The 24,507-nt window shown below is 64.0% G+C and carries 19 protein-coding genes and 1 pseudogene; 11 read left to right on the top strand and 9 right to left on the bottom strand.

Annotated elements, in window-relative coordinates:
• The first annotated feature begins 83 nt into the window (after window positions 1-83).
• From LPB04_RS04420 to LPB04_RS04405, 4 genes are all read left to right on the top strand, one after another.
• A complete protein-coding gene (locus tag LPB04_RS04420) occupies window positions 84-2,192 on the top strand; it encodes a molybdopterin-containing oxidoreductase family protein (RefSeq protein ID WP_193687552.1) in 2,109 nt (702 codons plus the stop codon).
• The gene (locus LPB04_RS04415) at window positions 2,173-3,303 is read left to right on the top strand and encodes an aminopeptidase (RefSeq protein ID WP_193687551.1); all 1,131 of its coding nucleotides are present in this window, start codon (window positions 2,173-2,175) and stop codon (window positions 3,301-3,303) included. The genes LPB04_RS04420 and LPB04_RS04415 overlap by 20 nt, the downstream gene beginning before the upstream one ends.
• A 154-nt stretch (window positions 3,304-3,457) precedes the next feature.
• Window positions 3,458-5,155, top strand: a complete 1,698-nt coding sequence (locus LPB04_RS04410) for a long-chain-fatty-acid--CoA ligase (protein ID WP_193687550.1) — start codon at window positions 3,458-3,460, stop codon at window positions 5,153-5,155.
• Window positions 5,156-5,257: 102 nt separating this feature from the next.
• Window positions 5,258-6,940 carry a long-chain-fatty-acid--CoA ligase gene (locus LPB04_RS04405; protein ID WP_193687549.1) on the top strand — a complete coding sequence of 561 codons (1,683 nt, stop codon included), beginning with the start codon at window positions 5,258-5,260 and terminating at the stop codon, window positions 6,938-6,940.
• A 243-nt stretch (window positions 6,941-7,183) separates the two neighbouring features.
• Here the strand turns inward: LPB04_RS04405 and LPB04_RS24330 are convergent, their stop codons facing one another.
• From LPB04_RS24330 to LPB04_RS04395, 3 genes and pseudogenes are all read right to left on the bottom strand, one after another.
• Window positions 7,184-7,321, bottom strand: a complete 138-nt coding sequence (locus LPB04_RS24330) for a hypothetical protein (protein ID WP_307727351.1) — start codon at window positions 7,319-7,321, stop codon at window positions 7,184-7,186.
• A gap of 18 nt (window positions 7,322-7,339) precedes the next feature.
• Window positions 7,340-8,658 (bottom strand): annotated as a pseudogene (locus LPB04_RS04400) (alkaline phosphatase D family protein); the annotation flags it as partial.
• Window positions 8,659-8,763: 105 nt separating this feature from the next.
• On the bottom strand, window positions 8,764-9,204 hold the full coding sequence (locus tag LPB04_RS04395; RefSeq protein ID WP_136221782.1) for an acyl-CoA thioesterase: 441 nt from the start codon (window positions 9,202-9,204) through the stop codon (window positions 8,764-8,766).
• A 62-nt stretch (window positions 9,205-9,266) separates the two neighbouring features.
• On the opposite strand from LPB04_RS04395, the gene LPB04_RS04390 reads away from it, so the two are divergent.
• Window positions 9,267-11,114: an ABCB family ABC transporter ATP-binding protein/permease gene (locus LPB04_RS04390; protein WP_193687548.1), complete on the top strand. Its 1,848-nt coding sequence runs from the start codon at window positions 9,267-9,269 to the stop codon at window positions 11,112-11,114.
• 197 nt (window positions 11,115-11,311) lie between these two features.
• On the opposite strand, the gene LPB04_RS04385 is transcribed toward LPB04_RS04390, so the two are convergent.
• The 3 genes from LPB04_RS04385 to LPB04_RS04375 form a co-directional block, all read right to left on the bottom strand.
• A complete protein-coding gene (locus LPB04_RS04385) occupies window positions 11,312-12,397 on the bottom strand; it encodes a type II asparaginase (RefSeq protein ID WP_193687547.1) in 1,086 nt (361 codons plus the stop codon).
• Between the two features lie 31 nt (window positions 12,398-12,428).
• Window positions 12,429-13,712 carry a metal-dependent hydrolase family protein gene (locus tag LPB04_RS04380; protein ID WP_193687546.1) on the bottom strand — a complete coding sequence of 428 codons (1,284 nt, stop codon included), beginning with the start codon at window positions 13,710-13,712 and terminating at the stop codon, window positions 12,429-12,431.
• A gap of 78 nt (window positions 13,713-13,790) precedes the next feature.
• A complete protein-coding gene (locus LPB04_RS04375; protein ID WP_193687545.1) occupies window positions 13,791-15,059 on the bottom strand; it encodes a dicarboxylate/amino acid:cation symporter in 1,269 nt (422 codons plus the stop codon).
• Between the two features lie 195 nt (window positions 15,060-15,254).
• Here LPB04_RS04375 and LPB04_RS04370 point away from each other — a divergent pair, with 195 nt between their 5' ends.
• Window positions 15,255-15,980, top strand: coding sequence for an amino acid ABC transporter ATP-binding protein (locus LPB04_RS04370; protein WP_193687544.1), 726 nt, complete (start codon window positions 15,255-15,257; stop codon window positions 15,978-15,980).
• A 148-nt stretch (window positions 15,981-16,128) separates the two neighbouring features.
• Here the strand turns inward: LPB04_RS04370 and LPB04_RS04365 are convergent, their stop codons facing one another.
• Together LPB04_RS04365 and LPB04_RS04360 are read right to left on the bottom strand one after the other, a co-directional pair.
• Window positions 16,129-16,488, bottom strand: a complete 360-nt coding sequence (locus tag LPB04_RS04365) for a hypothetical protein (RefSeq protein ID WP_193687543.1) — start codon at window positions 16,486-16,488, stop codon at window positions 16,129-16,131.
• A 2-nt stretch (window positions 16,489-16,490) separates the two neighbouring features.
• A complete protein-coding gene (locus tag LPB04_RS04360; protein ID WP_193687542.1) occupies window positions 16,491-16,826 on the bottom strand; it encodes a hypothetical protein in 336 nt (111 codons plus the stop codon).
• 209 nt (window positions 16,827-17,035) lie between these two features.
• Between LPB04_RS04360 and pyrC the strand changes: the two genes are divergently transcribed.
• Genes pyrC through LPB04_RS04345 form a run of 3 tightly spaced genes read left to right on the top strand, consistent with a single transcriptional unit; the run spans window position 17,036 to window position 19,906 of the window.
• Window positions 17,036-18,085 carry a dihydroorotase gene (gene pyrC / locus LPB04_RS04355; protein WP_193687541.1) on the top strand — a complete coding sequence of 350 codons (1,050 nt, stop codon included), beginning with the start codon at window positions 17,036-17,038 and terminating at the stop codon, window positions 18,083-18,085.
• On the top strand, window positions 18,086-18,895 hold the full coding sequence (locus tag LPB04_RS04350) for a DUF3025 domain-containing protein (protein WP_193687540.1): 810 nt from the start codon (window positions 18,086-18,088) through the stop codon (window positions 18,893-18,895). It abuts the gene before it with no gap.
• Window positions 18,896-18,916: 21 nt separating this feature from the next.
• A complete protein-coding gene (locus tag LPB04_RS04345; protein WP_193687539.1) occupies window positions 18,917-19,906 on the top strand; it encodes a Gfo/Idh/MocA family protein in 990 nt (329 codons plus the stop codon).
• Between the two features lie 96 nt (window positions 19,907-20,002).
• On the opposite strand, the gene recG is transcribed toward LPB04_RS04345, so the two are convergent.
• Window positions 20,003-22,063 (bottom strand): ATP-dependent DNA helicase RecG, encoded by a 2,061-nt coding sequence (gene recG / locus LPB04_RS04340; protein ID WP_193687538.1) that lies wholly within the window; start codon window positions 22,061-22,063, stop codon window positions 20,003-20,005.
• 106 nt (window positions 22,064-22,169) lie between these two features.
• On the opposite strand from recG, the gene queA reads away from it, so the two are divergent.
• Together queA and tgt are read left to right on the top strand one after the other, a co-directional pair.
• Window positions 22,170-23,195 carry a tRNA preQ1(34) S-adenosylmethionine ribosyltransferase-isomerase QueA gene (queA, locus tag LPB04_RS04335; RefSeq protein ID WP_193687537.1) on the top strand — a complete coding sequence of 342 codons (1,026 nt, stop codon included), beginning with the start codon at window positions 22,170-22,172 and terminating at the stop codon, window positions 23,193-23,195.
• Window positions 23,196-23,201: 6 nt separating this feature from the next.
• Complete coding sequence (tgt, locus tag LPB04_RS04330; protein WP_193687536.1) at window positions 23,202-24,341, top strand: tRNA guanosine(34) transglycosylase Tgt; 1,140 nt, start codon at window positions 23,202-23,204, stop codon at window positions 24,339-24,341.
• Window positions 24,342-24,507 lie beyond the last annotated feature (166 nt).

Below are 24,507 nucleotides of genomic sequence, written 5' to 3'. Positions count from 1 at the left end.
GGGAAATCCATCCCCCGTCACCAGCCCCGGCGGAATCAGATAAAGTATTGGTTTATCGACGTTTTTCCCGAGAATAGTCCCCGATGTCCATCACCCAAGTCCGCGCCGCCTGTCCCCACGATTGCCCCGATACCTGCGCCTTGCTGGTCACCGTCGAAGATGGTGTCGCGACCGAGGTGCGCGGCGATCCGGAGCATCCGACCACGGCGGGCGTGCTGTGTACGAAAGTGTCGCGCTACGTCGAGCGCACCTATTCGCCGGACCGGGTGTTGTATCCGATGCGCCGCGTCGGCAAGAAGGGGGAGGGACGTTTCGAGCGCATCAGCTGGGACCAGGCGCTCGACGAGATCGCTGCGCGCCTGAAACCGATCGCGGAGCGCGATCCGGAAGCGATCCTGCCCTACAGCTATTGCGGCACCATGGGCCTGGTGCAAGGTGAGGCGATGTCGATGCGCTTCTTCAACAAGATCGGCGCCTCGCTGCTCGATCGCACGATTTGCGCCACCGCCGGTTTTACGGGCTACAAATACACGGTCGGCGCCTCGATCGGCACCGACATGGAGCAGTTCCAGGACGCGAAACTGATCATCATCTGGGGCGGCAATCCGATCGCCTCGAACCTGCACTTCTGGATGCGCGCCCAGGAAGCGAAACGCCGCGGCGCGAAACTGATCGCGATCGACCCCTACCGCTCGCTGACGGCCGAGAAGTGCCACCAGCACATCGCGCTGCTGCCCGGCACCGACGCCGCCTTTGCGCTCGGCCTGATGCACGTGCTGATCGAGGAAAACCTGATCGACCACGATTACATTGCCCGCCACACCCTCGGCTTCGAGGAACTGAAAGAGCGCGCCGCCGAGTGGACGCCGGAGCGCACTGCCGAGACCTGCGGCGTCACGGCGGCCGAGGTGGTCGACCTGGCGCGCCTGTACGGAAATACGGCGCTGCGCGGCGAACCGGTCGCGATCCGCTGCAACTATGGCGTGCAGCGTGCGCGCGGTGGCGGCATGGCGGTGCGCAACATGAGCTGCCTGCCGGCCCTGGTCGGCGCCTGGCGCCATGCGGCCGGCGGTATCCAGCTCTCGACCTCGGGTTCCTTCCCGGCGAATAAAGCCAAGTTACAGCGCCCCGATCTGCTGGCCGGCCGCAACCCGCGCACGATCAACATGACGACCATCGGCGACGATCTGTTAAAACCTGCATCGGCCGAATTCGGGCCGCAGGTCGAAGCCGTCATCGTCTACAACGCCAACCCGCTGGCGATCGCACCCGATTCGGCCAAGGTGCAGCAAGGTTTCGAGCGCGAGGATTTGTTCACTGTCGTGCTGGAACAGTTCCAGACCGACAGCGCCGACTACGCCGACATCCTGCTGCCGGCCACGACCCAACTCGAACACGTCGATGCGCACCTGGCGTATGGCCACCTGTACATGATGGCGAATAACGCGGCAATCGCGCCGATGGGCGAGGCCAAGCCGAACAGCGAAATTTTCAGGTTGCTTGCGGCACGTATGGGGCTGACGGATCCCTGCTTCCTCGAATCCGACGACGAACTCGCCGCGCAAGCCTTCGACAAGACGCATACGCGCGCGATCCACTTCGATTGGGAGTCGCTGAAACAGAAGGGCTGGCAAAAGCTGAACATGCCGGACGCGCCGTTCGCCGAAGGCGGTTTTCCTACGCCTTCGGGCAAGTGCGAATTCTATTCCGCGACGATGGCGAACGATGGCCTCGATCCGCTGCCGACCTATATTCCGCCTTACGAATCGGTGGCCTCGAATCCGGCGCTGGCCAAAAAATATCCGCTGGCGATGATTTCTCCGCCGGCCCGGAACTTCCTGAACTCAACCTTTGTCAATGTTCAGAGCCTACGTGCAACCGAGGGCGAGCCGCACCTCGACATCCACCCGAACGACGCCGCCCCACGCGGCCTCAAGCACGGTGACATGGCGCGTATTTTTAACGACCGCGGCTCTTTTGTTGCCAAGGCGCGCGTGACCGAGAAAGCGCGACCGGGCCTCGTGGTGGGCCTGTCGATCTGGTGGAAGAAGCTTTCCAAAGACGGCAAGAACGCCAATGAAGTGACCAGCCAGCGCCTGACCGACATGGGTCGGGCGCCCACTTTCTACGACACCCTGGTGCAGGTTGAAAAGGCCGCGCTCCAACCCGGACATGAAGAAACTACCCCGTAAACTCTCCCCGTTTTTCCGGCGCGCGCTCCTCGTGAGCGCCGCCGCCGGCGCCGTCTCCTTACTTGCCAGTTGTTCTACTCTGAATTACTACACCCAGGCCGCCCAGGGCCAACTCGAACTCCTCTCCGACGCACGACCCATCGATGACTGGCTGGCCGACCCGGCCACCAACACCTCCCTCCGGCACCGCCTGGAAACGGCGCGCCAGATCCGCCGCTTCGCGGTCCAGCAAATGGGCCTGCCCGACAACGACAGCTATAAAAACTACGCCGCCCTGAAACGCCAGTATGTGCTGTGGAACGTCGTCGCCACGCCCGAGCTGTCGATGAAACCGCTGCAGTGGTGCTTCCCGGTGGCCGGCTGCGTCAACTATCGCGGCTACTACAGCAAGGACGACGCCCAGGCCTATGCCAGACAATTGCGGGCCGAAGGCCGCGACGTCGAAGTCGGCGGCGTCAGCGCCTATTCGACCCTCGGCTGGTTCAGCGATCCCCTGATCTCGACTTTTATTAACTATCCCGATGCGGAACTGGCACGCCTGATTTTCCACGAGCTGGCGCACCAGGTGACTTATGTCGCGGGCGACTCGCGTTTCAATGAATCCTTCGCCAGCGCGGTGGAAGAGGCCGGCGTCGAGTTGTGGCTGGAACGCTTCGGGAACCCGGCCATGCGCGAGGGCTATGCGCGCTACACGGTGCGCAGAAAAGATTTTCTGGCGCTGCTGCTGAAGTACCGGAAAGAGCTGGAACGCACCTATGCCTCGATCGTGCCCGACGAGGATAAACGCATCGCCAAGGCGCGCCTGTTCATCGCGCTGAAGGAGGAATACCAGGTTTTAAAAGCGAACTGGGGCGGCTACGCCGGCTACGACCGCTTCTTCGCCGAGCCGCTGTCGAACGCCCACCTGGCCTCGATTGCCACCTACAACGACTACGTGCCGGCCTTCCGCGCGATGCTCAAAGGCGAAAAGGATTTCAGCGCGTTTTACCGCAAGGTGAACCGCCTGGCGAAACTCGATAAAACCGAGCGCACCCATGCCCTCAAGCTGATCGACGTCGCTGCGCCGCCGGCGAATTACATGGTGCAGCGCACCAATGCAGCCATGCCGTAGAGTGCCTGTTCCAATCGTGCCAAAAGCGCTTGCGTATGCAGGCGCTGCCCGATAGCATCACATTCAATAGCAAAGGCATAATGCACGCCAGGGTGGCTTTCGCTAGTACGCGGCGCCGTGGACGATAACGACCTATTGAGACAGAGGGCACCTGATGGACAAAATTTGGCTGAAGTCGTACCCCCCCGGCGTCCCCGCCGAGATCAATCCCGACCAGTACACCTCGCTCGTCCACTTGCTGGAAGAGTCCTTCCAGAAGTACGCACAGAACAACGCGTATGTCTGCATGGACCGCTTCCTGACTTACGCCGAGCTCGACGAGTGCTCGAAGCGCATGGCCGCCTGGCTGCAAAGCCGCGGCATGAGCAAGGGCGCGCGCGTGGCGGTGATGATGCCGAACGTGCTGCAGTACCCGATCGCGATCGCCGCCATCCTGCGCGCCGGCTACACGGTGGTGAACGTCAATCCCCTGTACACCGCGCGCGAACTCGAGCACCAGTTGAAGGACTCGGGCAGCGAAGCGATCATCGTGCTCGAGAACTTCGCGCACACGGTCGAGCAGGTGCTGAAAAACACCGCGGTGCGCCACGTCGTCGTCGCCAGCATGGGAGAACTGCTCGGCGGCGCCAAGGGCATGCTGGTCAACTTCGTCGTGCGTAACGTGAAAAAGATGGTGCCGGACTTTGCGCTGCCGAACATGGTGCGCTTCAAGGACGCCCTGTCCCAGGGCGGCAAGATGCCCTTCGATAAGCCCACGATCAGCGCGTCCGACGTCGCCTTCCTGCAGTACACGGGCGGCACCACGGGCGTCTCGAAGGGCGCCACGCTCACCCACCGCAACGTGATCGCCAACGTGCTGCAGGCCGAAGCCTGGGCCGAACCGGCAAACTCGCAGCCGCCGCACGTGGAGTTCCCGACCATCGTCTGCGCGCTGCCGCTGTACCACATCTTCGCGCTGACCGCGTGTGCCATGTGGGGCATGCGCGTCGGCGCCCTGAACATCCTGATCCCGAACCCGCGCGACATCCCTGGCTTCATCAAGGAACTGGGCAAGTACAAGATCACCACGCTGCCGGCGGTGAACACGCTGTATAACGCGCTGGTCAACCATCCGGACTTCGCCAGCCTCGACTTTTCGATGCTGAAGACGGCCAATGGCGGCGGCATGGCGGTGCAGCAGGCGGTGAACGACAAGTTCAGGCAAGCGACGGGCAAGAGCATCATCGAGGGTTACGGCTTGTCGGAAACCTCGCCGGTGGCCACCTGCAACCGCGCCGACGAGCAGGGTTTTACCGGTACGATCGGCCTGCCGGTGCCCTCGACCGACATCGCCATCCTCGACGACGACGGCAATCCGGTACCGCTCGGCCAGCCGGGCGAGATCGCGATCCGCGGACCGCAGGTGATGGCCGGCTACTGGAACCGTCCGGACGAAACGGCCAAGGTCATGACGGCCGACGGCTTCTTCAAGTCGGGCGACATCGGCACCATGGACGAACGCGGCTACGTGAAAATCGTCGACCGCAAGAAGGACATGATCCTGGTCTCGGGTTTCAATGTGTACCCGAACGAACTCGAAGGCGTGATCGCAGGCCACCCGGGCGTGCTCGAATGCGCGGTCGTCGGCGTGCCGGACGAGCACTCGGGCGAGGCGGTGAAGGTGTTCGTGGTGCGCCGCGATCCGAACCTGACCGAAGCCGCGCTAATGGACTACTGCAAGCAGCAGTTCACCGGCTACAAGAAACCGAAATACATCGAATTCCGCGACGAACTGCCGAAGACCAACGTCGGCAAGATCCTGCGGCGCGCGCTGCGCGACGAACAGCAGACAACGCAAAAGCAAGCAGCCTGACACGCCGGTGTAGTTACCAGCGTGTCGGTTGGCAAAGCCGCCCGCCAAATCGGGCGGCTTTGCATTTATTGGACACACAGCATTCAAGAAGGCGAGGCATCAATGGACAAGTTTTGGCTCAAGTCGTACCAGGCGGGGGTGGCGGCGGAGATCGACCCGACGCAATACCGCTCCCTGACCCATTTGCTGGAAGAGTCCTTCCGCAAGTACGCGGCCCAGAACGCCTTCGCCTGCATGGACAAGGCCATCACCTACGCCGAGCTCGATCGCATGTCGGCCAACATGGCCGCCTGGTTCCAGAGCCGCGGCCTGCAGCCGGGCGCGCGCGTGGCGATCATGCTGCCCAACGTCCTGCAATACCCGGTGGCGATGGCCGCGGCCCTGCGCGGCGGCTACACCATCGTCAACGTCAACCCGCTGTACACCCCGCGCGAACTGCAGCACCAGTTGAAGGATTCGGGCGCCGAGGCCCTGGTGGTGCTCGAGAACTTCGCGCACACGGTGGAGCAGGTGATTGCGAATACACCCGTCAAACACGTCATCGTCGGCACCATGGGCGATTTGCTGGGCGGCGTAAAGGGAACCATCGTCAACTTCGTCGTCCGTAAAGTGAAAAAGATGGTGCCGGGCTGGTCGCTGCCGGGTTCGATCGGTTTCAACAAGGTGCTGGCCGAGGGCGCGCGCCTGACCTTCAAGCCGGTGAAACTCGGGCATGACGACATCGCCTTCCTGCAGTACACGGGCGGCACCACGGGCGTCTCGAAGGGCGCGGTCCTGCTGCACAAGAACGTGCTGGCCAACGTGCTGCAGAACGAAGCCTGGTTCGGTCCTTCTCTCGGCCGCGCCCCGAGCGGCCAGCAGCTGCAGTTCATGTGCGCGCTGCCGCTGTACCACATCTATGCGCTCACCGTCTGCGCCCTGCTCGGCATGCGCCTGGGCGGAATGAACGTCCTGATCCCGAACCCGCGCGACATGGACGGTTTTATCAAGGAACTGGGCAAGTACCGGATCAACGTGTTCCCGGCCGTGAACACCCTGTATAACGGCCTGGTCAACCAGCCGGCCTTTGCGAACCTCGACCACTCGAGCTACCTGGTGTGCCCGGGCGGCGGCATGGCGGTGCAGCAAGCGGTGGCCGACAAATGGCTCAAGATTACCGGCACCCCAATTGTTGAAGGGTATGGTTTGTCCGAGACGTCTCCGGTCGTCACCGCGAACCGCTGCGACATCACCGATTTCACCGGCACCATCGGCCTGCCGCTGCCCTCGACCGAAGTGGTGATCCTCGACGAAGCGGACAAACCCGTCCCCTTCGGCCAGTCCGGAGAAATCGCCGTGCGCGGCCCGCAGGTGATGGCCGGCTACTGGAAACGCGACGACGAAACGGCCAAGGTCATGACGGCGGACGGCTTCCTGAAAACGGGCGACATCGGCATCATGGACGAACGCGGCTTCACCCGCATCGTCGACCGCAAGAAGGACATGATCCTGGTCTCGGGTTTCAACGTGTACCCGAACGAAGTCGAGAACGTCGTCGCTTCGCACCCGGGCGTGCTGGAAGTGGCCTGCGTCGGCGTGCCGGACAAGCATTCGGGCGAGGCGGTCAAGCTGTACGTGGTCAAAAAGGACCCGGCACTGACCGTCGAGACGCTGATGGAGTTCTGCAAGGAAGAGCTGACCGGTTATAAACGCCCGCGCCTGATCGAATTCCGCGAGACCCTGCCGAAGACCAACGTTGGCAAGATCCTGCGGCGCGAGCTGCGCGACGAGAAGCAGTCGGCCTGATGGCGTAGGCATCCGTTCTGCCGAGGCACAGGCAGATCATCTTGTGAAACGCGTGGGCTCGAGAGCCCGGTGAACCCGTCATTGATGCCATTGGCATCAATGACCCCGTACGGTGCACATCAGCCAACACGTTTGTCGCAGTCCGCGGCCAGCGTGTAACGTAGGGTGGGCACTTGTGCCCACGCGTTCGCTCCACTCGCACGGAGCTAAAACCGTTTCGACCGCAACGGTCGAATCCCACGGTCAGGCGCGCGCGATCCGCGTCGCCGGACTCCCAAGGGCAAACGACGCCAGTACCGACTGCCCCGACCCCGCATCGCGCACGTCGTCGAGCGCCATGAAGCGCGCATTCGCCGCCCCCGGCGTCAGCTCGATCAGCATGTAGCCGCGCCGGTCGCTGCGCCCGTACAGCATGTGCGGATTGCGCTCGACATTCTCCTGCGTGCGCTGTTGCGGCCGAGAACTCGAGGTAACCGAAGTACCGCACAGCTCCGCCGCCGCCACCGGATTCGCCTTCGACACCGGCCGCGAAAAATCGCGGCGCAGTTCGCTCGCATAAAAGGTGTGCACGTCCCCCGCCAGCACCAGTGGATTTCTCGCGCCGCTGCTCGCCAGCGTATCGAGCAATCGTCTCCGCGCCAGCGGATAGCCATCCCAGCCATCGGTCCAGAAGCGCCCATCCTCGGGAGACTGGATCGGCACGCCGCTCGACTGCGCCATCGGCGTCTGCTGGGCCAGGATGTTCCACTGCGCGCGCGAGGACAACAAACCCTGCGCCAGCCAGGCTTCCTGCTCGGCCCCAGCATCGTGCGGCTCGGGTCGCGCAGCGCGTCGCAGGCGCGCGCCAGCACCACGTTCGAACCGCCGCGTCCCGGCTTCGAACAGGGCAATGGAGAACGGTACTGGCGGTCGTCGAGCACGTGGAAGCGCGCCAGGCGGCCCCAGTCGTAGCGCTGGAACATGCGGATGGCGCCGAAGCGCCCGTCGCGCGGGACAGGAAGGCGCAGCGGCATGTGCTCGTAAAAGGCTTGATACGCCGCGGCCCGCCGCGCGGCGAAGTCGGGCGAGAGCCGCTCGTCGACGTCGCCGGCGTAGTCGTTGGCCACTTCGTGGTCGTCCCAGGTCACGATCCAGGGCGCGGCCAGGTGCGCCGCTTGTAAATCGCGGTCGCTCTTGTATTGCGCATAGCGCGCGCGGTACTGCGCCAGCGTGAACGATTCGTCGCTGCGGGTCGCCCGGTCCGGATGGCGCAGCCGGTAGGGCCCCCACTCGTAGATGTAGTCGCCGAGGAAGGCGACCAGGTCGGGCGCGGCAGCGGCAATATGGCGGTGCGCGGCGTAGTGTCCGAATTCCCAGTGCTGGCAGGAGGCGACGGCAAGCTTCAGTTTCGACGGCAACGCAGCGCCTGCGGGCGCCGTGCGCGTTCTCCCGACCGGACTGACGGCATCGCCCAGCATGAAGCGGTACCAGTACCAGCGGTCCGGGCGCAAGCCGGCCGGCTCGACATGGACGCTGTGCGCGAGTTCGGGAGCGGCCACGGCGCTGCCCCGCGCGACGATATTGCGGATGGCCTCGTCCTCGGCCACTTCCCAGCGCACGCTCAAGGCCAGCGGCGGGCTTGACGCCGCATTCAGCGGATCGGGCAGGATACGGGTCCAGAGGATGACCGACTCGGGCAGCGGCGAGCCGGAGGCAACGCCGAGCGAAAACGGATACATCGCGCCCGCCGCACCGGCGCTGCTGGCGACGCCGAGACCGGTGGCGCCGGCCGCCGCCAGCCGCGCCGCATCGAGTAGAAAACCGCGGCGCGCGTTGTTCACTGCTTATGGATGCGAGATCAGCGACTCGATCGGCGGCAGCTGGCGCGGCTTGCGGTCGGGGCCGGTGGCGACATAGGTCAGCGTCGCCTCGGTCACCTTGACGATGTTCGACTGCAGGCGGTTGCGCTCGGCATAGACCTCGACATAGACCGTGATCGAGGTGTTGCCTACCTTGACGATGTCGGCGTAAAACGACAGCAGGTCGCCGACGAACACCGGGTTCTTGAACAGGAAGGAGTTGACGGCAATCGTCGCGACGCGGCCGTTGGCGCGGCGCGTGGCCGGCAGCGAACCGGCGATGTCGACCTGCGCCATGATCCAGCCGCCGAAGACGTCGCCATACACGTTCGCGTCGGGCGGGCCCGGCATCACACGCAGCTGCGGCATCTTTCCTTCCGGCAGGCGGTTGGTATGGACAGGAGCGGTGTTTTCTGGCGTGGTCATCTTGTTTTCTCGTGAAAAGCTACAATCGTCCCGAATTGAACCATAAATCCCGGACCCCTGCCATGCGACGCCATTCCACGAATCCCCCTCCGCCTCCAGACGCGAAAGGCCGACAGCGCAGCGACTGGGCGACCCTGAAAACCCTGTTCCCCTACCTGTGGGTCTATAAATGGCGCGTGATCGCCGCCCTCGGCGCGTTGATCGGCGCGAAAATGGCCAACGTCGGTGTGCCGCTGGTGCTGAAAAAGCTCATCGACCAACTCGCGATCGATCCTGCCCATCCGCAGGCACTGCTCGTTCTGCCGCTGGGCGCGCTGGTCGCCTACGGCCTGTTGCGCCTGTCGACCACGGTGTTTACGGAACTGCGCGAATTCCTGTTCGCGCGCGTGACGCAGCGCGCGGTGCGCACGATTGCCTTAAAAGTGTTCCGCCACCTGCACGCGCTGTCGCTGCGTTTTCATTTGAACCGCCAGACCGGCGGCATGACGCGAGACATTGAACGCGGCACGCGCGGCGTGAATTCGCTGATCTCGTATTCGCTCTTCAACGTGCTGCCGACCCTGGTCGAGATCACGCTGGTGCTGGGCTACCTGGTCATCAACTACGACAAGTGGTTCAGCATCATCACCGCCGTCGCGCTGGCGACCTACATCACCTTTACGGTCGTGGTCACCGAATGGCGCACCCACTTCCGGCGCACGATGAACGACCTCGATTCGAAGGCGAACACCAAGGCGATCGATTCGCTGATCAACTACGAAACGGTGAAATACTTCGGCAACGAGGATTACGAGGCCAAGCGCTACGACCAGGGTTTACAAAGCTACGAGAACGCCGCGGTGCGCTCGCAGACCTCCCTGTCCGTGCTGAACACGGGGCAGTCGCTGATCATCGCCACCGCCGTCACCCTGATCCTGTGGCGCGCGACCGAGGGCGTGATCGCCGGCACGATGTCGCTGGGCGACCTGGTGCTGGTGAACTCGTTCATGATCCAGCTGTACATCCCGCTGAATTTTTTGGGCGTGATCTACCGCGAGATCAAGCAGGCGTTGGCCGACATGGAGCGTTTATTCGGCCTGCTCGACCAGAACCGCGAAGTGGCCGATACGCCGGGCGCGCAGCCACTGGTCGCGCGCGGCGCACGTGTCGAGTTCTCGCACGTCGAATTCAGCTACGAGACCAAGCGGCAAATCCTGTTCGACGTCGACTTCGCCATCCCCGCAGGGACCACGACCGCCGTGGTCGGCCACAGCGGCTCGGGCAAATCGACGCTGTCGCGCCTGCTGTTCCGCTTCTACGACGTGAACCGCGGCGCGATCAGCATCGACGGCCAGGACATCCGCAACATCACGCAAGCCTCGCTGCGTGCGGCGATCGGCATCGTGCCGCAGGATACGGTGCTGTTCAACGACACGATCGAATACAACATCGCCTATGGTCGGCCGGGCGCAAGCAAGGAAGACATCGTCGCCGCGGCGCGTGCCGCATCGATCCACGATTTCATCGAGAGCCTGCCGGACGGCTATGCAACGATGGTCGGCGAGCGTGGCCTGAAACTGTCGGGCGGGGAGAAGCAGCGGGTGGCGATTGCACGGACCTTGCTGAAGAATCCGGCCATTTTGATTTTCGACGAGGCGACGTCGGCGCTCGATTCGAAGTCGGAGCAGGCGATCCAGGCGCAGTTAAAAGAGATCGCGAAGCACCGCACCACGCTGGTGATCGCGCACAGGTTGTCGACGATCGCGGACGCGCAGCAGATCATCGTGCTCGATCATGGGAAGATCGTCGAGCGCGGCACGCATCAGAGCTTGCTCGCGGCGCGCGGTTTATACGCGCAGATGTGGGAGCGGCAGCTGGCGCGGCCGGATGAGGAATTGGCGAGTTCGCCTTTGGAGTTGCAGGGGGAGTGATCGGCGCTGTTGCGTGAGGTGTTATCGGTATTTTTAATCCGCGTGGGCTCGAGAGCCCACCCTACGGTTACCGATAACAGCCAGATCACACGCAACCCGGATCGTTAACCTGTCCCGTAGGGTGGGCTCTCCGAGCCCACGCGGATCAAGCAAACCGGCAGCGCTTCACGCAATAGCGCCACATTCGCATAAACGCATCAATACGTATAAAACATCCGCTGGATATCGCGCGTATTGGTCGTCCTGGTCAAGGCCAGCATCAGCAGGATGCGCGCCTTCTGCGGCGACAGGTTATCCCCCGCCACGAAATCGAGCTCGTCATCGTTCGCCTCGCCATTCCTCGCCACGATGCCCTGGCCGACCCGCGACGAACGCACGATGAGCACGCCCTTTTTGCGCGCGCTCGACAATGCCGGACGCACCTTCGCCGGCAGCGAGCCGTCGCCCACGCCCGCATGCACCAGCCCCTTGGCGCCCGAAGCCACCAGCGCCTCGATCGCCACCGGCCCCACGTTCGCATGCGCGTAGGCGATCTCCACTTGCGGCAGCGCCGACAAATTCATCACGTCGAATTCGGTCTCGACCGTGTGCTTGCGGGCCGACGCCCGATAGAAGAAGGGCTTGCCGCCGACGATGTAGCCGAGCATGCCCAGCTCCGGCGTCTTGAACGTATCGAGGGAGGTCGTGTTCGTCTTGGTGACGTCGCGTGCGCCGTTGATCTGGTCGTTCAGGACGACCAGCACGCCGCGTCCCACGGCGTCCGGCGCGCCGGCCAGCAGCACCGCGTTGTACAGGTTGGCCGGGCCGTCGGCCGACATGGCGGTCGATGGACGCATCGAGCCCACCAGCACCACGGGCTTCCTGCTCTTGACCACCAGGTTCAGGAAGTATGCCGTCTCTTCCAGCGTGTCGGTGCCGTGGGTGATGACGATGCCGTCCACATTCGATTGGGCCAACAAGGTGTTGACGCGCTTGGCCAGGGTCAGCCAGTGCTCGTTGCCCATGTTTTCGCTGGCGATCTGGAACACCTGCTCGCCGCTGACGTTGGCGATCTTCGTCATCTCGGGCACGGCCTGGATCAGCGCCTGCACGCCGACGGTCGCCGCCGTGTAGCCGACGGTGGTGGTGCTGGTGGCGCCGGTGCCGGCGATGGTGCCGCCGGTGGCGAGGATGGTCACGTTCGGCAGTTTGACGGAAGCGGTCTGGGCCTGCGCCGCGAATGCAAGGCAGAACAGGAATCCGAACAGCGCGGCGGCCGAGCGGGCGGTTTGACGGAACAGCATATACATCTCCTTAAATAGGGCGTCGCAAAACTTACAGCTTCTTGTAGACGACGCCGTCCTTCATCACGAATTTCACTTGTTCGAGCAGCTTGACGTCACGCAGCGGATCGCCGTCGACCGCGACGATGTCGGCTGCGAAGCCCGGCTCGACGCGGCCGAGGCGCTGCGCCTGGTCGAGCAGGGTGGCGGCGTGCACGGTGGCGGCGCGGATCGCCTCGAGCGGCGTCATGCCCGCTTCCACCATGTAGCCGAATTCCTTGGCGTTCTCTCCGTGGGGGAAGACGCCGGCATCGGTACCAAAGGCGATTTTCACGCCGGCCTTGTGCGCGCGCGCGAACGTCGCCTGCAGCTGCGGGCCGATCGCGGCGGCCTTTGGGCGCACCAGGGCCGAGTAATAATTCGGGTCCTTCGCCTTGTCCGCGACATAGCGTCCGGCCGAAATGGTGGGAACGTACCAGCCGCCGGTCTTCCTGAACAGGGCCAGGCTCTCGTCATCCATCAGCGTGCCGTGCTCGATCGAGTCGACGCCGGCGCGCAAGGCGCGTTTGATGCCTTCGGCGCCGTGCGCGTGCGCGGCAACCCGGAAACCGTAGTCTTTCGCGGTGCTGACGATGGCGCGCAGCTCGTCCTCGGTGTACTGCGAATTCTGGCCATTCGCCGCCTGGCTCAGCACGCCGCCGGTGGCGGTAATCTTGATCAGGTCCGCGCCTTCCTTGTAGCGGGCACGCACGGCTTGCCGGCCCTGTTCGGGGCTGTCGATCACGCCTTCGACGGGTCCTGGCGTACCGATGGCCTCGCCCAGGAAGTGCGACAGGTTGTTGGTCGGGTCGGCATGGCCGCCTGTGGTGGCAATCGCTTTCCCGGCCGTGAACATGCGCGGTCCGGGAATCGATCCGGCCGCGATCGCGCGCTTCAGCGACACGTTCAGCGCCTGCTCGGCGCCGAGGTCGCGCACCGTGGTGAAACCGGCCAGCAGCGTGCGCTCGGCGTATTTCACCGAGCGGTAGGCCATGTCGGCCGGGTCGGCGGTGAGACGGTCGCGGTAGGCGTCGACGGCCGGCTGGGTCTCGCTAGTGAGATGGACGTGCATGTCGATCAGCCCCGGCAGGCAGGATTTGCCGGACAAATCGATATGGTCCGCCGCTTGCGCCATCGGGCCGACCGATTGAATGGCGCCGTTCTCGATCACGATGCTGACGCGCTCGCGCCAGGTGCCGCTTTTTACGTCGAGCAGACGGCCGCAATCGACCGTCTGCGTGGCGCCCTGGGCGCCGTTCAGTGCAAGCAGCAATCCTGCCGCGGCCAGCTGTTTCATACGCTTGTCTCCCGTCTTCTCATGATGAAAAAAAGGCCTCCCATCGCTGGAAGGCCTCATGTGCGTGCTATCTGCCGATCAGCGCAGCGGAGCGGTGGCGACATCCTTCTGCGGCACCATTTCCTCGAGGTCGCCTTCCCATTTCGCGACGACGGCGGTAGCGATGCCGTTGCCGATGACGTTGGTCGCCGAGCGCGCCATGTCGAGGAAGTGGTCGATGCCCAGCAGGAGCAGGAGGCCGGCTTCCGGGATGTTGAACTGGGCCAGCGTGGCGGCGATCACGACCAGCGAGGCGCGCGGCACGCCGGCCATGCCCTTCGAGGTCAGCATCAGCACCAGCATCATCGTGATCTGGGTCGACAGCGGCAGGTCGATGCCGTAGGCCTGGGCGATGAAGACGGCGGCGAAGGTGCAGTACATCATCGAGCCGTCCAGGTTGAACGAGTAACCGATCGGCAGCACGAAGGCGGCCAGGCGGTTCTTGACGCCGAAGCGCTCCAGGCCCTCCAGGGTTTTCGGGAAGGCCGCTTCCGACGAGGCGGTCGAGAAGGCCAGCAGGGTCGGCTCCTTCAGCAGGCCGATCAGGCGCAGCACGCGCGGGCCGAGGAAGGCCATGCCGATCAGGATCAGGATCACCCACAGCAGCACGATACCGAGGTAGAACTCGGCCATGAAGATGCCGTAGGTCTGCAGCACGCCCAGGCCGCTCTTGGCGACGATGCCGGCCACCGCCGCGAACACGGCGATCGGCGCGAAGTTCATCACATAGCCGGTCACTTTCAGCATGATGTGGGCGACGCCGTCGACCGCGTCGATCAGCGGCGTGGCGCGCGCGCCGACGGCGGCGGCGGCCGTGCCGAAGAAGATCGAGAACACGACGATTTGCAGGATCTCGTTCTTGGCCATGCCGTCGACGATCGAGGACGGCACCAGGTGGGTGATGAATTCCTTGAGGGTCAGGCCCGAAGTGACGATGTCGGTCTTGGTGCCGATTGCCGGCAGGTGGCCCGAGAGCGCCATCGCGTCGCCCGGACGGAACAGGTTCACCAGGACCAGGCCCAGCGACAGCGAGAGGATCGAGGCGATCACGAACCAGCCCAGCGCCTTGACGCCGATACGGCCGACTTCCTTGGCGTCGCCCATCTTGGCGATGCCGACCACCAGGGTCGAGAAGACCAGCGGCGCGATGATCATCTTAATCAGGCGCAGGAACAGGGTCGTCACCAGCGCCATCGTGTCGGCGAAGCCTTTCGGGTCGGCGGTGTTCGCGTTGACGAAGTAGCCGACGACGACGCCCAGCACGAGGCCGATCAGGATATAAGTGGTGAGACGGTTTCGATTGTTCATGGGCTGATTCCTGTTGTCGGCCTGCGCGTTCGGCCCGGCATGCAGGATGGGTCCTGTGCGTGCCGGGGGATCAAAATGGTGGTGGTTCCAAGAGCGAACGGGGGTTCGTTCTGAGTATATTGGCAAGTTCCGCAGTATCCTAGGGGCTGTTAGTGCTGTCAAGCACGCTCAGAGGTATGGCAGGAATGTTGAAACATGATTGAAATCGACAGGGTCAGCAAATGGTATGGCGAGGTCCAGGTGCTCGCCGATTGCAGCACGCAGGTGGCCCGGGGCGACGTCGTCGTGGTCTGCGGGCCGTCCGGTTCCGGCAAGTCGACCCTGATCAAGACCGTCAACGGCCTGGAACCGGTGCAGCAGGGCCTCATTCGGGTCGACGGCGTGACGGTCACGGACCGCAAGACCGACCTGCCGCAGCTGCGAGCGAAGATCGGCATGGTGTTCCAGAACTTCGAATTGTTCCCGCACCTGTCGGTGCGCGACAACCTGACGCTGGCGCAGATAAAAGTGCTGGGACGGACGAAAGGGGAGGCGACCGAACGCGGTTTGCGCTACCTGGACCGCGTCGGCCTGCTGGCGCACCAGGACAAGTTCCCGGCCCAGTTATCGGGCGGCCAGCAGCAGCGCGTGGCAATCGCACGGGCGCTGGCGATGGACCCGGTGGCGATGCTCTTCGACGAACCGACCTCCGCGCTCGACCCGGAAATGATCGGCGAGGTGCTCGACGTGATGGTGGGTCTGGCCCAGGACGGCATGACGATGATGGTCGTAACCCACGAAATGGGCTTTGCGCGCAAGGTGGCGGACCGGATCGTCTTCATGGACCACGGCCGCATCGTCGAGGACAGTCAGGCGGACGCCTTCTTCAGCGCGCCGCGCTCGGAGCGGGCGCGGGAATTTTTGGCGAAAATTATCCACTGAATGCGATGGGCGCCACGACCCTACAAACAAGGATCGTCGCGCTGACGCCGCACCGCCGAGATTGTCGGATCGTCGCGGTTTTCATGGAAACGCCAGAAGCACATTGCCATTGCGATGCAATCTCCGATGTTCCAGGCTTGCTGCAAGTTCATACGCCATAGTTTTCGATGGCAAACCAGACAAAGGCTGCGAAAGCAACAATGAAGAGCAGCTGTTGAAGTGCCAGCAGCAGGCGCGCCATCGGAGTGTCGACATCGAACTGGCCGTGCAGATGGGCCACTGCCGCCAGCGCGCCCAGGGCAAGCAAACCCGTCAAGATACTGGCCAGGAACATGATCCAGGACGCGATTACCAGCCAGAAGCCATGAAGGGCGGAAGGGGCATCGCCTCCAATAAAGTCCATGAATGAGATCGACAGAACCAGGGCGCCGCTTGCCAGGGTAATGAGCTGTTTGGCAACTTCGACCATCAGGTCGACAGCGAATTTCTTCGGATTGTCGTCGGGCATGGTCAGCACCAGGGCCGGGGGCAGGGCCACCTGCGGAACGTCCGCACAAGAACGGCGTTCGATATTTCGGTCTCGTTTCGTTGCTCGCTTCGTACTTGGGTGATCACCTTTTCCAAAGCATCCATCACCTGCTCCCGCGTGAGATCGTCGAGTTTTTCCGTCTCGATTGCGCCGAACATGTACTCGAGCGCACGCTTCGACCAGCGTAGCGAATGTTCCTGCGCATGCATACCGAGCCGCGCTGCGACCTCGTCCTGCACCTGGTTGAGCGGTGCATGCGCGGTTTCGACATACTGTGCAATCTTTCTGGACCTGATGAAGCGTTGACGCCTACCCATGGCAGTCCCTTTCCGTATGTAGATAGAAGCCGAAAACAACAATTCCTTTCAATTTGATCGGCAAATGCCCTGGCAGTGCCCTGCACCCCGTTTTTTCAGCCGATTCCTAGTCGCTGAGGCAGACTCATGCCCCCAGGCGCCGCAGTGCTCGTGTGCGCGTCCGGAATGGGTGCAGGTACAATATCGGGGTCCGCAATCCGAGAGCCGCCATGTCCACCATCGAGACCCCCAACTCCATCACCATCACCCGTCCAGACGACTGGCACCTGCACCTGCGCGACGGCGCGGCGCTGGCCAGCGTGCTGCCGCATACGGCGCGCCAGTTCGCGCGCGCGATCGTGATGCCGAACCTGAAGCCGCCGGTCACCACGACGGTCGCCGCCGCCGCCTACCGCGAGCGCATCCTGGCGGCGCTGCCGGAAGGGATGAGCTTTGAACCGCTGATGACGCTGTACCTGACCAACAATACCGATCCGGACGAGATCCGGCGCGCGATGGACAGCGGTTTTATTCATGCGGTCAAGCTGTACCCAGCCGGCGCCACGACGAATTCGGATGCCGGCGTGACCGACCTGCGCAACTGCTATAAAGTCCTCGAAGTCATGCAGGAAGTCGGCATGCCGCTGCTGGTGCATGGCGAAGTCACCGACCACGACATCGACCTGTTCGACCGCGAGGCCGTCTTCATCGAGCGCGTGATGCGTCCGCTGCGCCGCGACCTGCCGGCGCTGTCGATCGTCTTCGAGCACATCACGACCAAGGATGCGGCGCAATATGTGGCCGAAGCCGAAGGCCCGATCGCCGCGACCATCACCGCGCACCACCTGCTCTACAACCGCAACGAGATCTTCCGCGGCGGGATTCGTCCGCACTATTACTGCCTGCCGGTGCTCAAGCGCGAGGAACACCGCCTGGCGCTGGTGACGGCCGCCACCAGCGGCGACGAGCGCTTCTTCCTCGGCACCGATTCGGCGCCGCACGCGATCGGCGCGAAAGAGTCGAGCTGCGGCTGCGCCGGCTGCTACACGGCCTTGCACGCGATGGAGCTCTACACGCAGGCCTTTGCCGACGCCGGTGCGCTCGACAAGCTCGAAGCCTTCGCCAGCTTCAACGGCCCGGCCTTCTACGGCCTGCCACGTAATGAAGGCACCGTCACCCTGACGCGCGAATCGTGGACGCTGCCGGCCACCGTGCCGATGGGGGACAACGCACTGGTGCCGCTGAACGCCGGTGAGCGCATCGACTGGAAGATGCTGTAAGTGTCCGCTTTGCCGTCCGAACTTGCCCAGATCGACTGGGCGCGGCCGTGGTACGACGCCGTGCGTCCCGCCTGGGAAGCCCTGCGTCTCGAGGGCGAGGAGTTCGCCGGCGCTTTTAATCGCCACGCCGCCCTGCTGGCGCTGCGCAACCACCGGGATTTGCCGATCAGTTTCGTGCCCCAGGAGTCGCTGCCCGAGGGGACGGCGTACGAAGAGTTCATCAGCGCCACGGGGAAGGTGCCGACGCGCGACAACCTGCACGACTTTTTCAATGGCCTGGTGTGGCAGACTTTTCCGCTCATAAAACGCGAGCTGAACGCCCTGCAGGCGGCGCAGATCGCGGCGGCCGGCGGCAATAAGGCACGTGGTCCGGCGCGCGACGCCGCCACCATTTTTGATGAGAACGCGGCACTGCTGGTGGTGCGCGCATCGAGCGAGGGGCGGGCGCTGGTCGACGAACTGCGCGCGCACTGCTGGGACGCTGCGCTGTTCGAAAAGCGCGCCATGTTCGGCCCTGACGCCCAGCTGTGGCTGTTCGGCCACGCGTTGATGGAAAAGCTGGTCGCTCCGCGCAAGGCGATCACGGCGCATGTGCGCATCGTGTTCGCGCCCGATGCCTGGTTCAGCTTTGACGCCGCCGGCCAACGCGCCTGGATCGACGACACGGTGGCGCAGCTACTGCGCGCGGAAGGGCTGACTACCTCCAGCTTTACGCCGCTGCCGGTGCTGGGCGTACCGGGTTGGTGGCCGGAGCAGGACCAGGCCTTTTATCTCGACACGACCGTATTCCGCCCAAAACGGGCGGCGTAAATAAACATAAAGGGAGTAGCCATGGTGGACACGGTTCGTTGGGGGATCCTCGGCACCGGCAAGATCGCGCGTGCGTTCGCGACCGCGCTGCAGGATGTCCCGGGCGCGGTCCTGGCCGGCGTCGCCTCGCGCAGTATCGACAAGGCCGAGGCCTTCGCCGCGGAATTCCGCGCCGCCGCCTTCGGCTCCTACGAGGCGCTTGCCGAGGCAGACGGCATCGACCTGGTCTACGTCGCCACACCCCACCCGCAGCACGCCGGGAATGCGATGCTGGCGCTGGGCGCCGGCAAGGGTGTACTGGTCGAAAAACCGTTCACGATGAACCGGTTTGAGGCCGGGCAGGTCGTCGCGCTCGCGCGTTCCAGACGCCTGTTCCTGATGGAGGCGATGTGGACCCGCTTCATGCCGGCCCTGGCGCAAGTAAAACGCCTGATCGCGGCGGGCGAGATCGGTTCCGTGCACCAGGTCGTCGCCGACTTCGGGTTTACCGCCACCTTCGGCCCCGAGCACCGCGTCTTCAATCCGGCGCTGGGTGGCGGCGCGCTGCTCGACCTCGGCATCTATCCGCTGTCGATCGCCGCCAGCCTGCTCGGTCCCGTGCGCGAGGTCAAGGCGCAGGCCGAGATGGGACCGACCGGCGTCGACGTGCAGACCGCGTTCACCATGAAGCACGAGGGCGGCGGCATGTCGGTCTGCAGCTGTTCCTTCCAGGCGCGCACGCCGGGCGAGCTGACGGTCTCGGGATCGCGCGGGCACATCCGCATGAACACCATGTTCCACCGCGCGCGTTCGATTACCGTGGCGCTGGAAGACGGCAGCGTGCGCACGATCGACACGCCCTATCTCGGCAATGGCTATGTGCACGAAGCGATCGAGGCGCAGCGCTGCTGGCGCGCGGGCCTTGTCGAAAGCCCCGGCATGACGCACGACGAAACGCTGGCGCTGATGGAAGTGATGGACGAAATCCGGCGCCAGATCGGGCTGCGCTACGCAGCCGACGACGCCGGCTAGGCTGCGCCGCGCCGCGGCGTATGCATGTTGACAACATATCGCGATCGGCGAGTAGCGTAGGGTGGGCGGAGAACCCGCCCACCCTGCGAACCCCGTTCAGACCTTCAGGAACTCCTCGCGTCCACCCAGCCAGCGCGCCAGGTGCGCATCCACGATCTCCACATTCGGCCCGGTCTCGCTCTCCAATAAACTCGCCGCGATATCGCGCGCATGTTCCACTAACCACTGGTCGGTCTCCAGGTCGGCAAAACGCAGCATCGCCTGCCCCGACTGGCGCGCGCCCAGGAATTCGCCCGGTCCGCGGATCTCCAGGTCGCGCCGCGCAATTTCAAAACCGTCGGTCGTCTCGCGCATCGTCAGCAAGCGCTGTTTCGCCACCTGGCCCAGCGGGCTCTGATACAGCAGCAGGCAGACGCTGGCCGCCGATCCACGCCCGACGCGCCCGCGCAGCTGGTGCAGCTGCGACAAGCCGAAACGCTCGGCATGTTCAATGACCATCAGCGAGGCGTTCGGCACGTCGACGCCGACCTCGATCACCGTGGTCGCCACCAGCACGTGCACCTCGGCAGCCGTAAACGCATCCATCACCGCCTGCTTCTCGGCCGGCTTCATGCGTCCGTGCACCAGGCCCACCTGCAAATCGGGCAGGGCTTCGGCCAGGGTCTCGTAGGTCTCCGTCGCCGTCTGCAGCTGCAGCGCTTCCGATTCTTCGATGAGCGGACACACCCAGTACACCTGCCGCCCCTCGAGCGCGGCCGCGTGCACGCGCTCGATGACTTCGTCCCGCCGGTTCTGGTCGATGGCGCGGGTGACGATCGGGCTGCGGCCCGGCGGCAGCTCGTCGATCACCGACACCTCGAGATCGGCGTAATAGGTCATGGCCAGCGTGCGCGGGATCGGCGTGGCCGACATCATCAACTGGTGCGGCACCAGGCCCTCGCTGCCCTTGTTGCGCAGCGTGAGGCGCTGGCCGACGCCGAAGCGGTGCTGCTCGTCGACGATCACCAGGCCCAGTTTGGCGAACTGCACCGTGTCCTGGATCAGCGCGTGCGTGCCGACCACCAGCCGCGCTTCGCCCGACTCGACCATCTCGTTGGCCGCCGTCTTGTCCTTCTTTTTGAGGCTGCCGGTCAGCCAGGCGACCTTGACGCCGAGCGGCTCCATCCATGCCGCGATTTTACGAAAATGCTGTTCGGCGAGGATCTCGGTCGGCGCCATCAAGGCCGCCTGGTAGCCGGAGTCGATCGCCTGCGCGGCGGCCAGGGCCGCAACGACCGTCTTGCCGCTGCCGACGTCGCCCTGCAGCAGGCGCTGCATCGGATAGCCCTCGCGCAGGTCGGCGCGGATCTCCTGCAGGACCCGTTGCTGGGCGCCGGTGAGGGAAAACGGCAGGGCGCCCAGCAGCCCTTCGGTCATCTGGCCCATCGCGCGCAGGTGCGGCGCGCCCTTGTCGCGGCGCGCGCGCTGGGCGCGTTTCAGCGACAGCTGCTGCGCCAGCAGTTCGTCGAACTTCATGCGCGTCCAGGCCGGATGCGACTTTTCCATCAGCGCGTATTCGTCGACATCGACCGGCGGATAGTGCAGCAGTTTCACGGCCGGCTGGAAATCCATCAGGTCCATCTGGCGGCGAATGGCCGGCGGCACGGTGTCGGTCCAGTCCACGCGCCGCATCGCCTCGGCAATCGCACGGCGCAGGATCGGCTGCGACAGGCCTTCTCCCGACGGGTACACCGGCGTCAGGGAAGTCGGCAGCGGCGCATTCTCGTTGACGACTTTATAGGTCGGATGCACCATCTCGGCGCCGAAGAAGCCATGCTTGATTTCGGTGCGCGCGCGCACGCGCACGCCTTCGGCCAGCTGTTTCACCTGGCTGCCGTAGAAATTCATGAAGCGCAGCAGCAATTCTCCGCTGTCGTCGGCGATGGTCACCAGCAGCTGGCGCCGCGGTTTCAGCGCGATCTCGTTCTTGATGACGACGCCCTCGACCTGCGACACATGGCCGCCGCGCAGGCAGGCCTCGCGGATCGGCACGATTTTCGTCTCGTCCTCGTAGCGCAGCGGCAGGTGCAGGATCAGGTCCATGTCGCTGCGCAGGCCGAGCTTGGCGAGCCTGGTTTGTGTCGTTTTCGGAGCGGGAGGAGTCTTGGGAGCGGGCATAGATGCAGCAGTTTGGCCGTGGTCAGCGTAAAATAGAGGGTTCGCCGCACGTACTTGGGGCCATATTGTAAGGCTGCCAGCACTTATTTTCCCAGAATTGAAGACAATGTACTCGCTTTCCGATTTCGATTTCGACCTGCCGCCCGAGCGCATCGCGCAATTGCCCCTGCCTGACCGCAGCGCTTCACGCCTCCTGCAACTCGATGGCGAGCACATCACCGACCGCCATTTCGCCGACATCGTCGACCAGTTGCAAGCCGGCGACCTGCTCGTGATGAACAACACGCGCGTATTAAAAGCGCGCTTCTTCGGCGTGAAGGAGAGCGGCGGGCAAGTGGAGGTGCTGGTCGAGCGCGTGCTGGACAACCGCACCGTGCTGGCCCAGGTGCGTGCCTCGAAGTCGCCGAAGCCCGGCAACCGCATCCGCCTGGCCGACGCATTCGATGTCACCGCCGGCGAGCGCGCCGGCGAATTCTTTACGCTTCATTTCGAGGGCGACGTGTTCGAGCTGATCGAAGCGCACGGCCGCCTGCCGCTGCCGCCCTATATCGAACACGCGGCCGACGAATTCGATGAGCAGCGTTACCAGACCGTGTATTCGAAGGAGCCGGGGGCAGTTGCCGCGCCGACCGCCGGCCTGCATTTCGACCAGCCGCTGCTCGATAAACTGGCGGCCAAGGGCGTGAACTTCGCCTACGTCACCCTGCACGTGGGCGCCGGAACCTTCCAACCGGTGCGCGTGGAGGACCTCTCGCAGCACAACATGCACACCGAGTGGTACACCATCGGGCAAGAGACGGTCGACGCCGTGCGCGCTGCGAAAGCGGCCGGGCGCGATGTGGTCGCCGTCGGCACCACGAGTCTGCGCGCGCTGGAATCGGCCTCGCAATCGGGTGAACTCGTCGCCGGCAGCGCCGACACGGCGCTGTTCATCACGCCGGGCTACAAGTTCAGGACGGTGACGCGCCTGATCACCAATTTTCACCTGCCGAAGTCGACCCTGCTGATGCTGGTGTCGGCCTTTGCCGGTTACGCCGAGATCCGCAAGGCCTATGCCCATGCGATCGCCAACGAATACCGTTTCTTCAGCTACGGCGACGCCATGCTGCTGACAACCCAATCACGTCTATAACACCCGATGCTCGAATTTACGCTCCTCAAAAAAGACACCAGCGGCCTGTCGCACGCGCGCCGCGGCCGTTTGAAAGTCAACCACGGCACCATCGAGACGCCGATCTTCATGCCGGTCGGGACCTACGGTTCCGTCAAGGCCATGGACCCGGTCGAGCTGAAAGAAGTCGGCTCCCAGATCATCCTCGGCAACACTTTTCACTTGTGGCTGCGTCCCGGCACGGAAGTGCTGAACAAGTTCGGCGGGCTGCATGGCTTCATGGGCTGGGATAAACCGATCCTGACCGATTCGGGCGGTTTCCAGGTGTTTTCGCTGGGCGCGATGCGCAAGATCACGGAAGAGGGCGTTACCTTCGCCTCGCCGATCGACGGTTCGCGTAAATTCCTGTCGCCGGAAGTGTCGATGCAGATCCAGCGCGCGCTCAATTCGGACATCGTGATGCAGTTCGACGAATGCACGCCCTACGAGATCGACGGCCGCGCCGCCACCGCAGAGGAAGCGGCGAAATCGATGCGCATGTCGCTGCGCTGGGCCCAGCGCTCGATGAACGAATTCAAGGGCGGAGAAAATCCGAACGCGCTGTTCGGCATCGTCCAGGGCGGCATGTACGAGCACCTGCGCGACGAATCGCTGGCGGGCTTGCAGGACATCGACTTCCCGGGCCTGGCCATCGGCGGCCTGTCGGTGGGCGAGCCGAAGGAAGACATGAAGCGCATCCTGGCCCACGTCGGCCCGCGCCTGCCGGAAAACAAGCCGCATTACCTGATGGGCGTCGGCACGCCGGAAGACCTGGTCGAAGGCGTGGCCAACGGCGTCGACATGTTCGACTGCGTGATGCCAACCCGGAACGCCCGTAACGGCTGGCTGTTCACGCGCTTCGGCGACGTCAAGATCAAGAACGCGCGTTATAAAGAAGACACGGGGCCGCTGGACGAGTCCTGCGACTGCTACTGCTGCAAGAATTTTTCGCGCGCGTATTTGCACCACCTGCACCGTTCGAACGAAATCCTGGGCGCGCGGCTGAATACGATTCACAACCTGCACTATTACCTGAAACTGATGCAGGAGATCCGCGACGCGATCGACGCCGATGGCTTCCACGGCTTCCGCCTGAAGTTCGCAGCCGATCGCGCCCGCGGGGTGTGATGTTGTAGGTGGGCACTCCGTGCCCACGCGGTCATGCCGGGGCGGACCGTACAAAATGATCTCGCCCCCAATTTCCACCTTGCAATTTATGAATGTCATTCCCACATGGTGCGGAATGGCCGCTGGCAGTTCGCCGGTGCTAGAATACAGCGCTGTTTTTTTTATC

Origin of the sequence: Massilia litorea, assembly GCF_015101885.1 — a bacterium.
GTDB lineage: Bacteria > Pseudomonadota > Gammaproteobacteria > Burkholderiales > Burkholderiaceae_D > Telluria > Telluria litorea.
The sequence above is the reverse complement of the archived record's forward strand: the minus strand, read 5'-3'. Positions and strand labels throughout refer to the sequence as shown.

Coding starts and splice junctions, on each gene's coding strand:
- LPB04_RS04420 (WP_193687552.1), top strand. CDS start 84: ATGTCCATCACCCAAGTCCGCGCCGCCTGTCCCCACGATTGCCCCGAT.
- LPB04_RS04415 (WP_193687551.1), top strand. CDS start 2,173: ATGAAGAAACTACCCCGTAAACTCTCCCCGTTTTTCCGGCGCGCGCTC.
- LPB04_RS04410 (WP_193687550.1), top strand. CDS start 3,458: ATGGACAAAATTTGGCTGAAGTCGTACCCCCCCGGCGTCCCCGCCGAG.
- LPB04_RS04405 (WP_193687549.1), top strand. CDS start 5,258: ATGGACAAGTTTTGGCTCAAGTCGTACCAGGCGGGGGTGGCGGCGGAG.
- LPB04_RS24330 (WP_307727351.1), bottom strand. CDS start 7,321: ATGCTGATCGAGCTGACGCCGGGGGCGGCGAATGCGCGCTTCATGGCG.
- LPB04_RS04395 (WP_136221782.1), bottom strand. CDS start 9,204: ATGACCACGCCAGAAAACACCGCTCCTGTCCATACCAACCGCCTGCCG.
- LPB04_RS04390 (WP_193687548.1), top strand. CDS start 9,267: ATGCGACGCCATTCCACGAATCCCCCTCCGCCTCCAGACGCGAAAGGC.
- LPB04_RS04385 (WP_193687547.1), bottom strand. CDS start 12,397: ATGCTGTTCCGTCAAACCGCCCGCTCGGCCGCCGCGCTGTTCGGATTC.
- LPB04_RS04380 (WP_193687546.1), bottom strand. CDS start 13,712: ATGAAACAGCTGGCCGCGGCAGGATTGCTGCTTGCACTGAACGGCGCC.
- LPB04_RS04375 (WP_193687545.1), bottom strand. CDS start 15,059: ATGAACAATCGAAACCGTCTCACCACTTATATCCTGATCGGCCTCGTG.
- LPB04_RS04370 (WP_193687544.1), top strand. CDS start 15,255: ATGATTGAAATCGACAGGGTCAGCAAATGGTATGGCGAGGTCCAGGTG.
- LPB04_RS04365 (WP_193687543.1), bottom strand. CDS start 16,488: ATGCCCGACGACAATCCGAAGAAATTCGCTGTCGACCTGATGGTCGAA.
- LPB04_RS04360 (WP_193687542.1), bottom strand. CDS start 16,826: ATGGGTAGGCGTCAACGCTTCATCAGGTCCAGAAAGATTGCACAGTAT.
- pyrC (WP_193687541.1), top strand. CDS start 17,036: ATGTCCACCATCGAGACCCCCAACTCCATCACCATCACCCGTCCAGAC.
- LPB04_RS04345 (WP_193687539.1), top strand. CDS start 18,917: ATGGTGGACACGGTTCGTTGGGGGATCCTCGGCACCGGCAAGATCGCG.
- recG (WP_193687538.1), bottom strand. CDS start 22,063: ATGCCCGCTCCCAAGACTCCTCCCGCTCCGAAAACGACACAAACCAGG.
- queA (WP_193687537.1), top strand. CDS start 22,170: ATGTACTCGCTTTCCGATTTCGATTTCGACCTGCCGCCCGAGCGCATC.
- tgt (WP_193687536.1), top strand. CDS start 23,202: ATGCTCGAATTTACGCTCCTCAAAAAAGACACCAGCGGCCTGTCGCAC.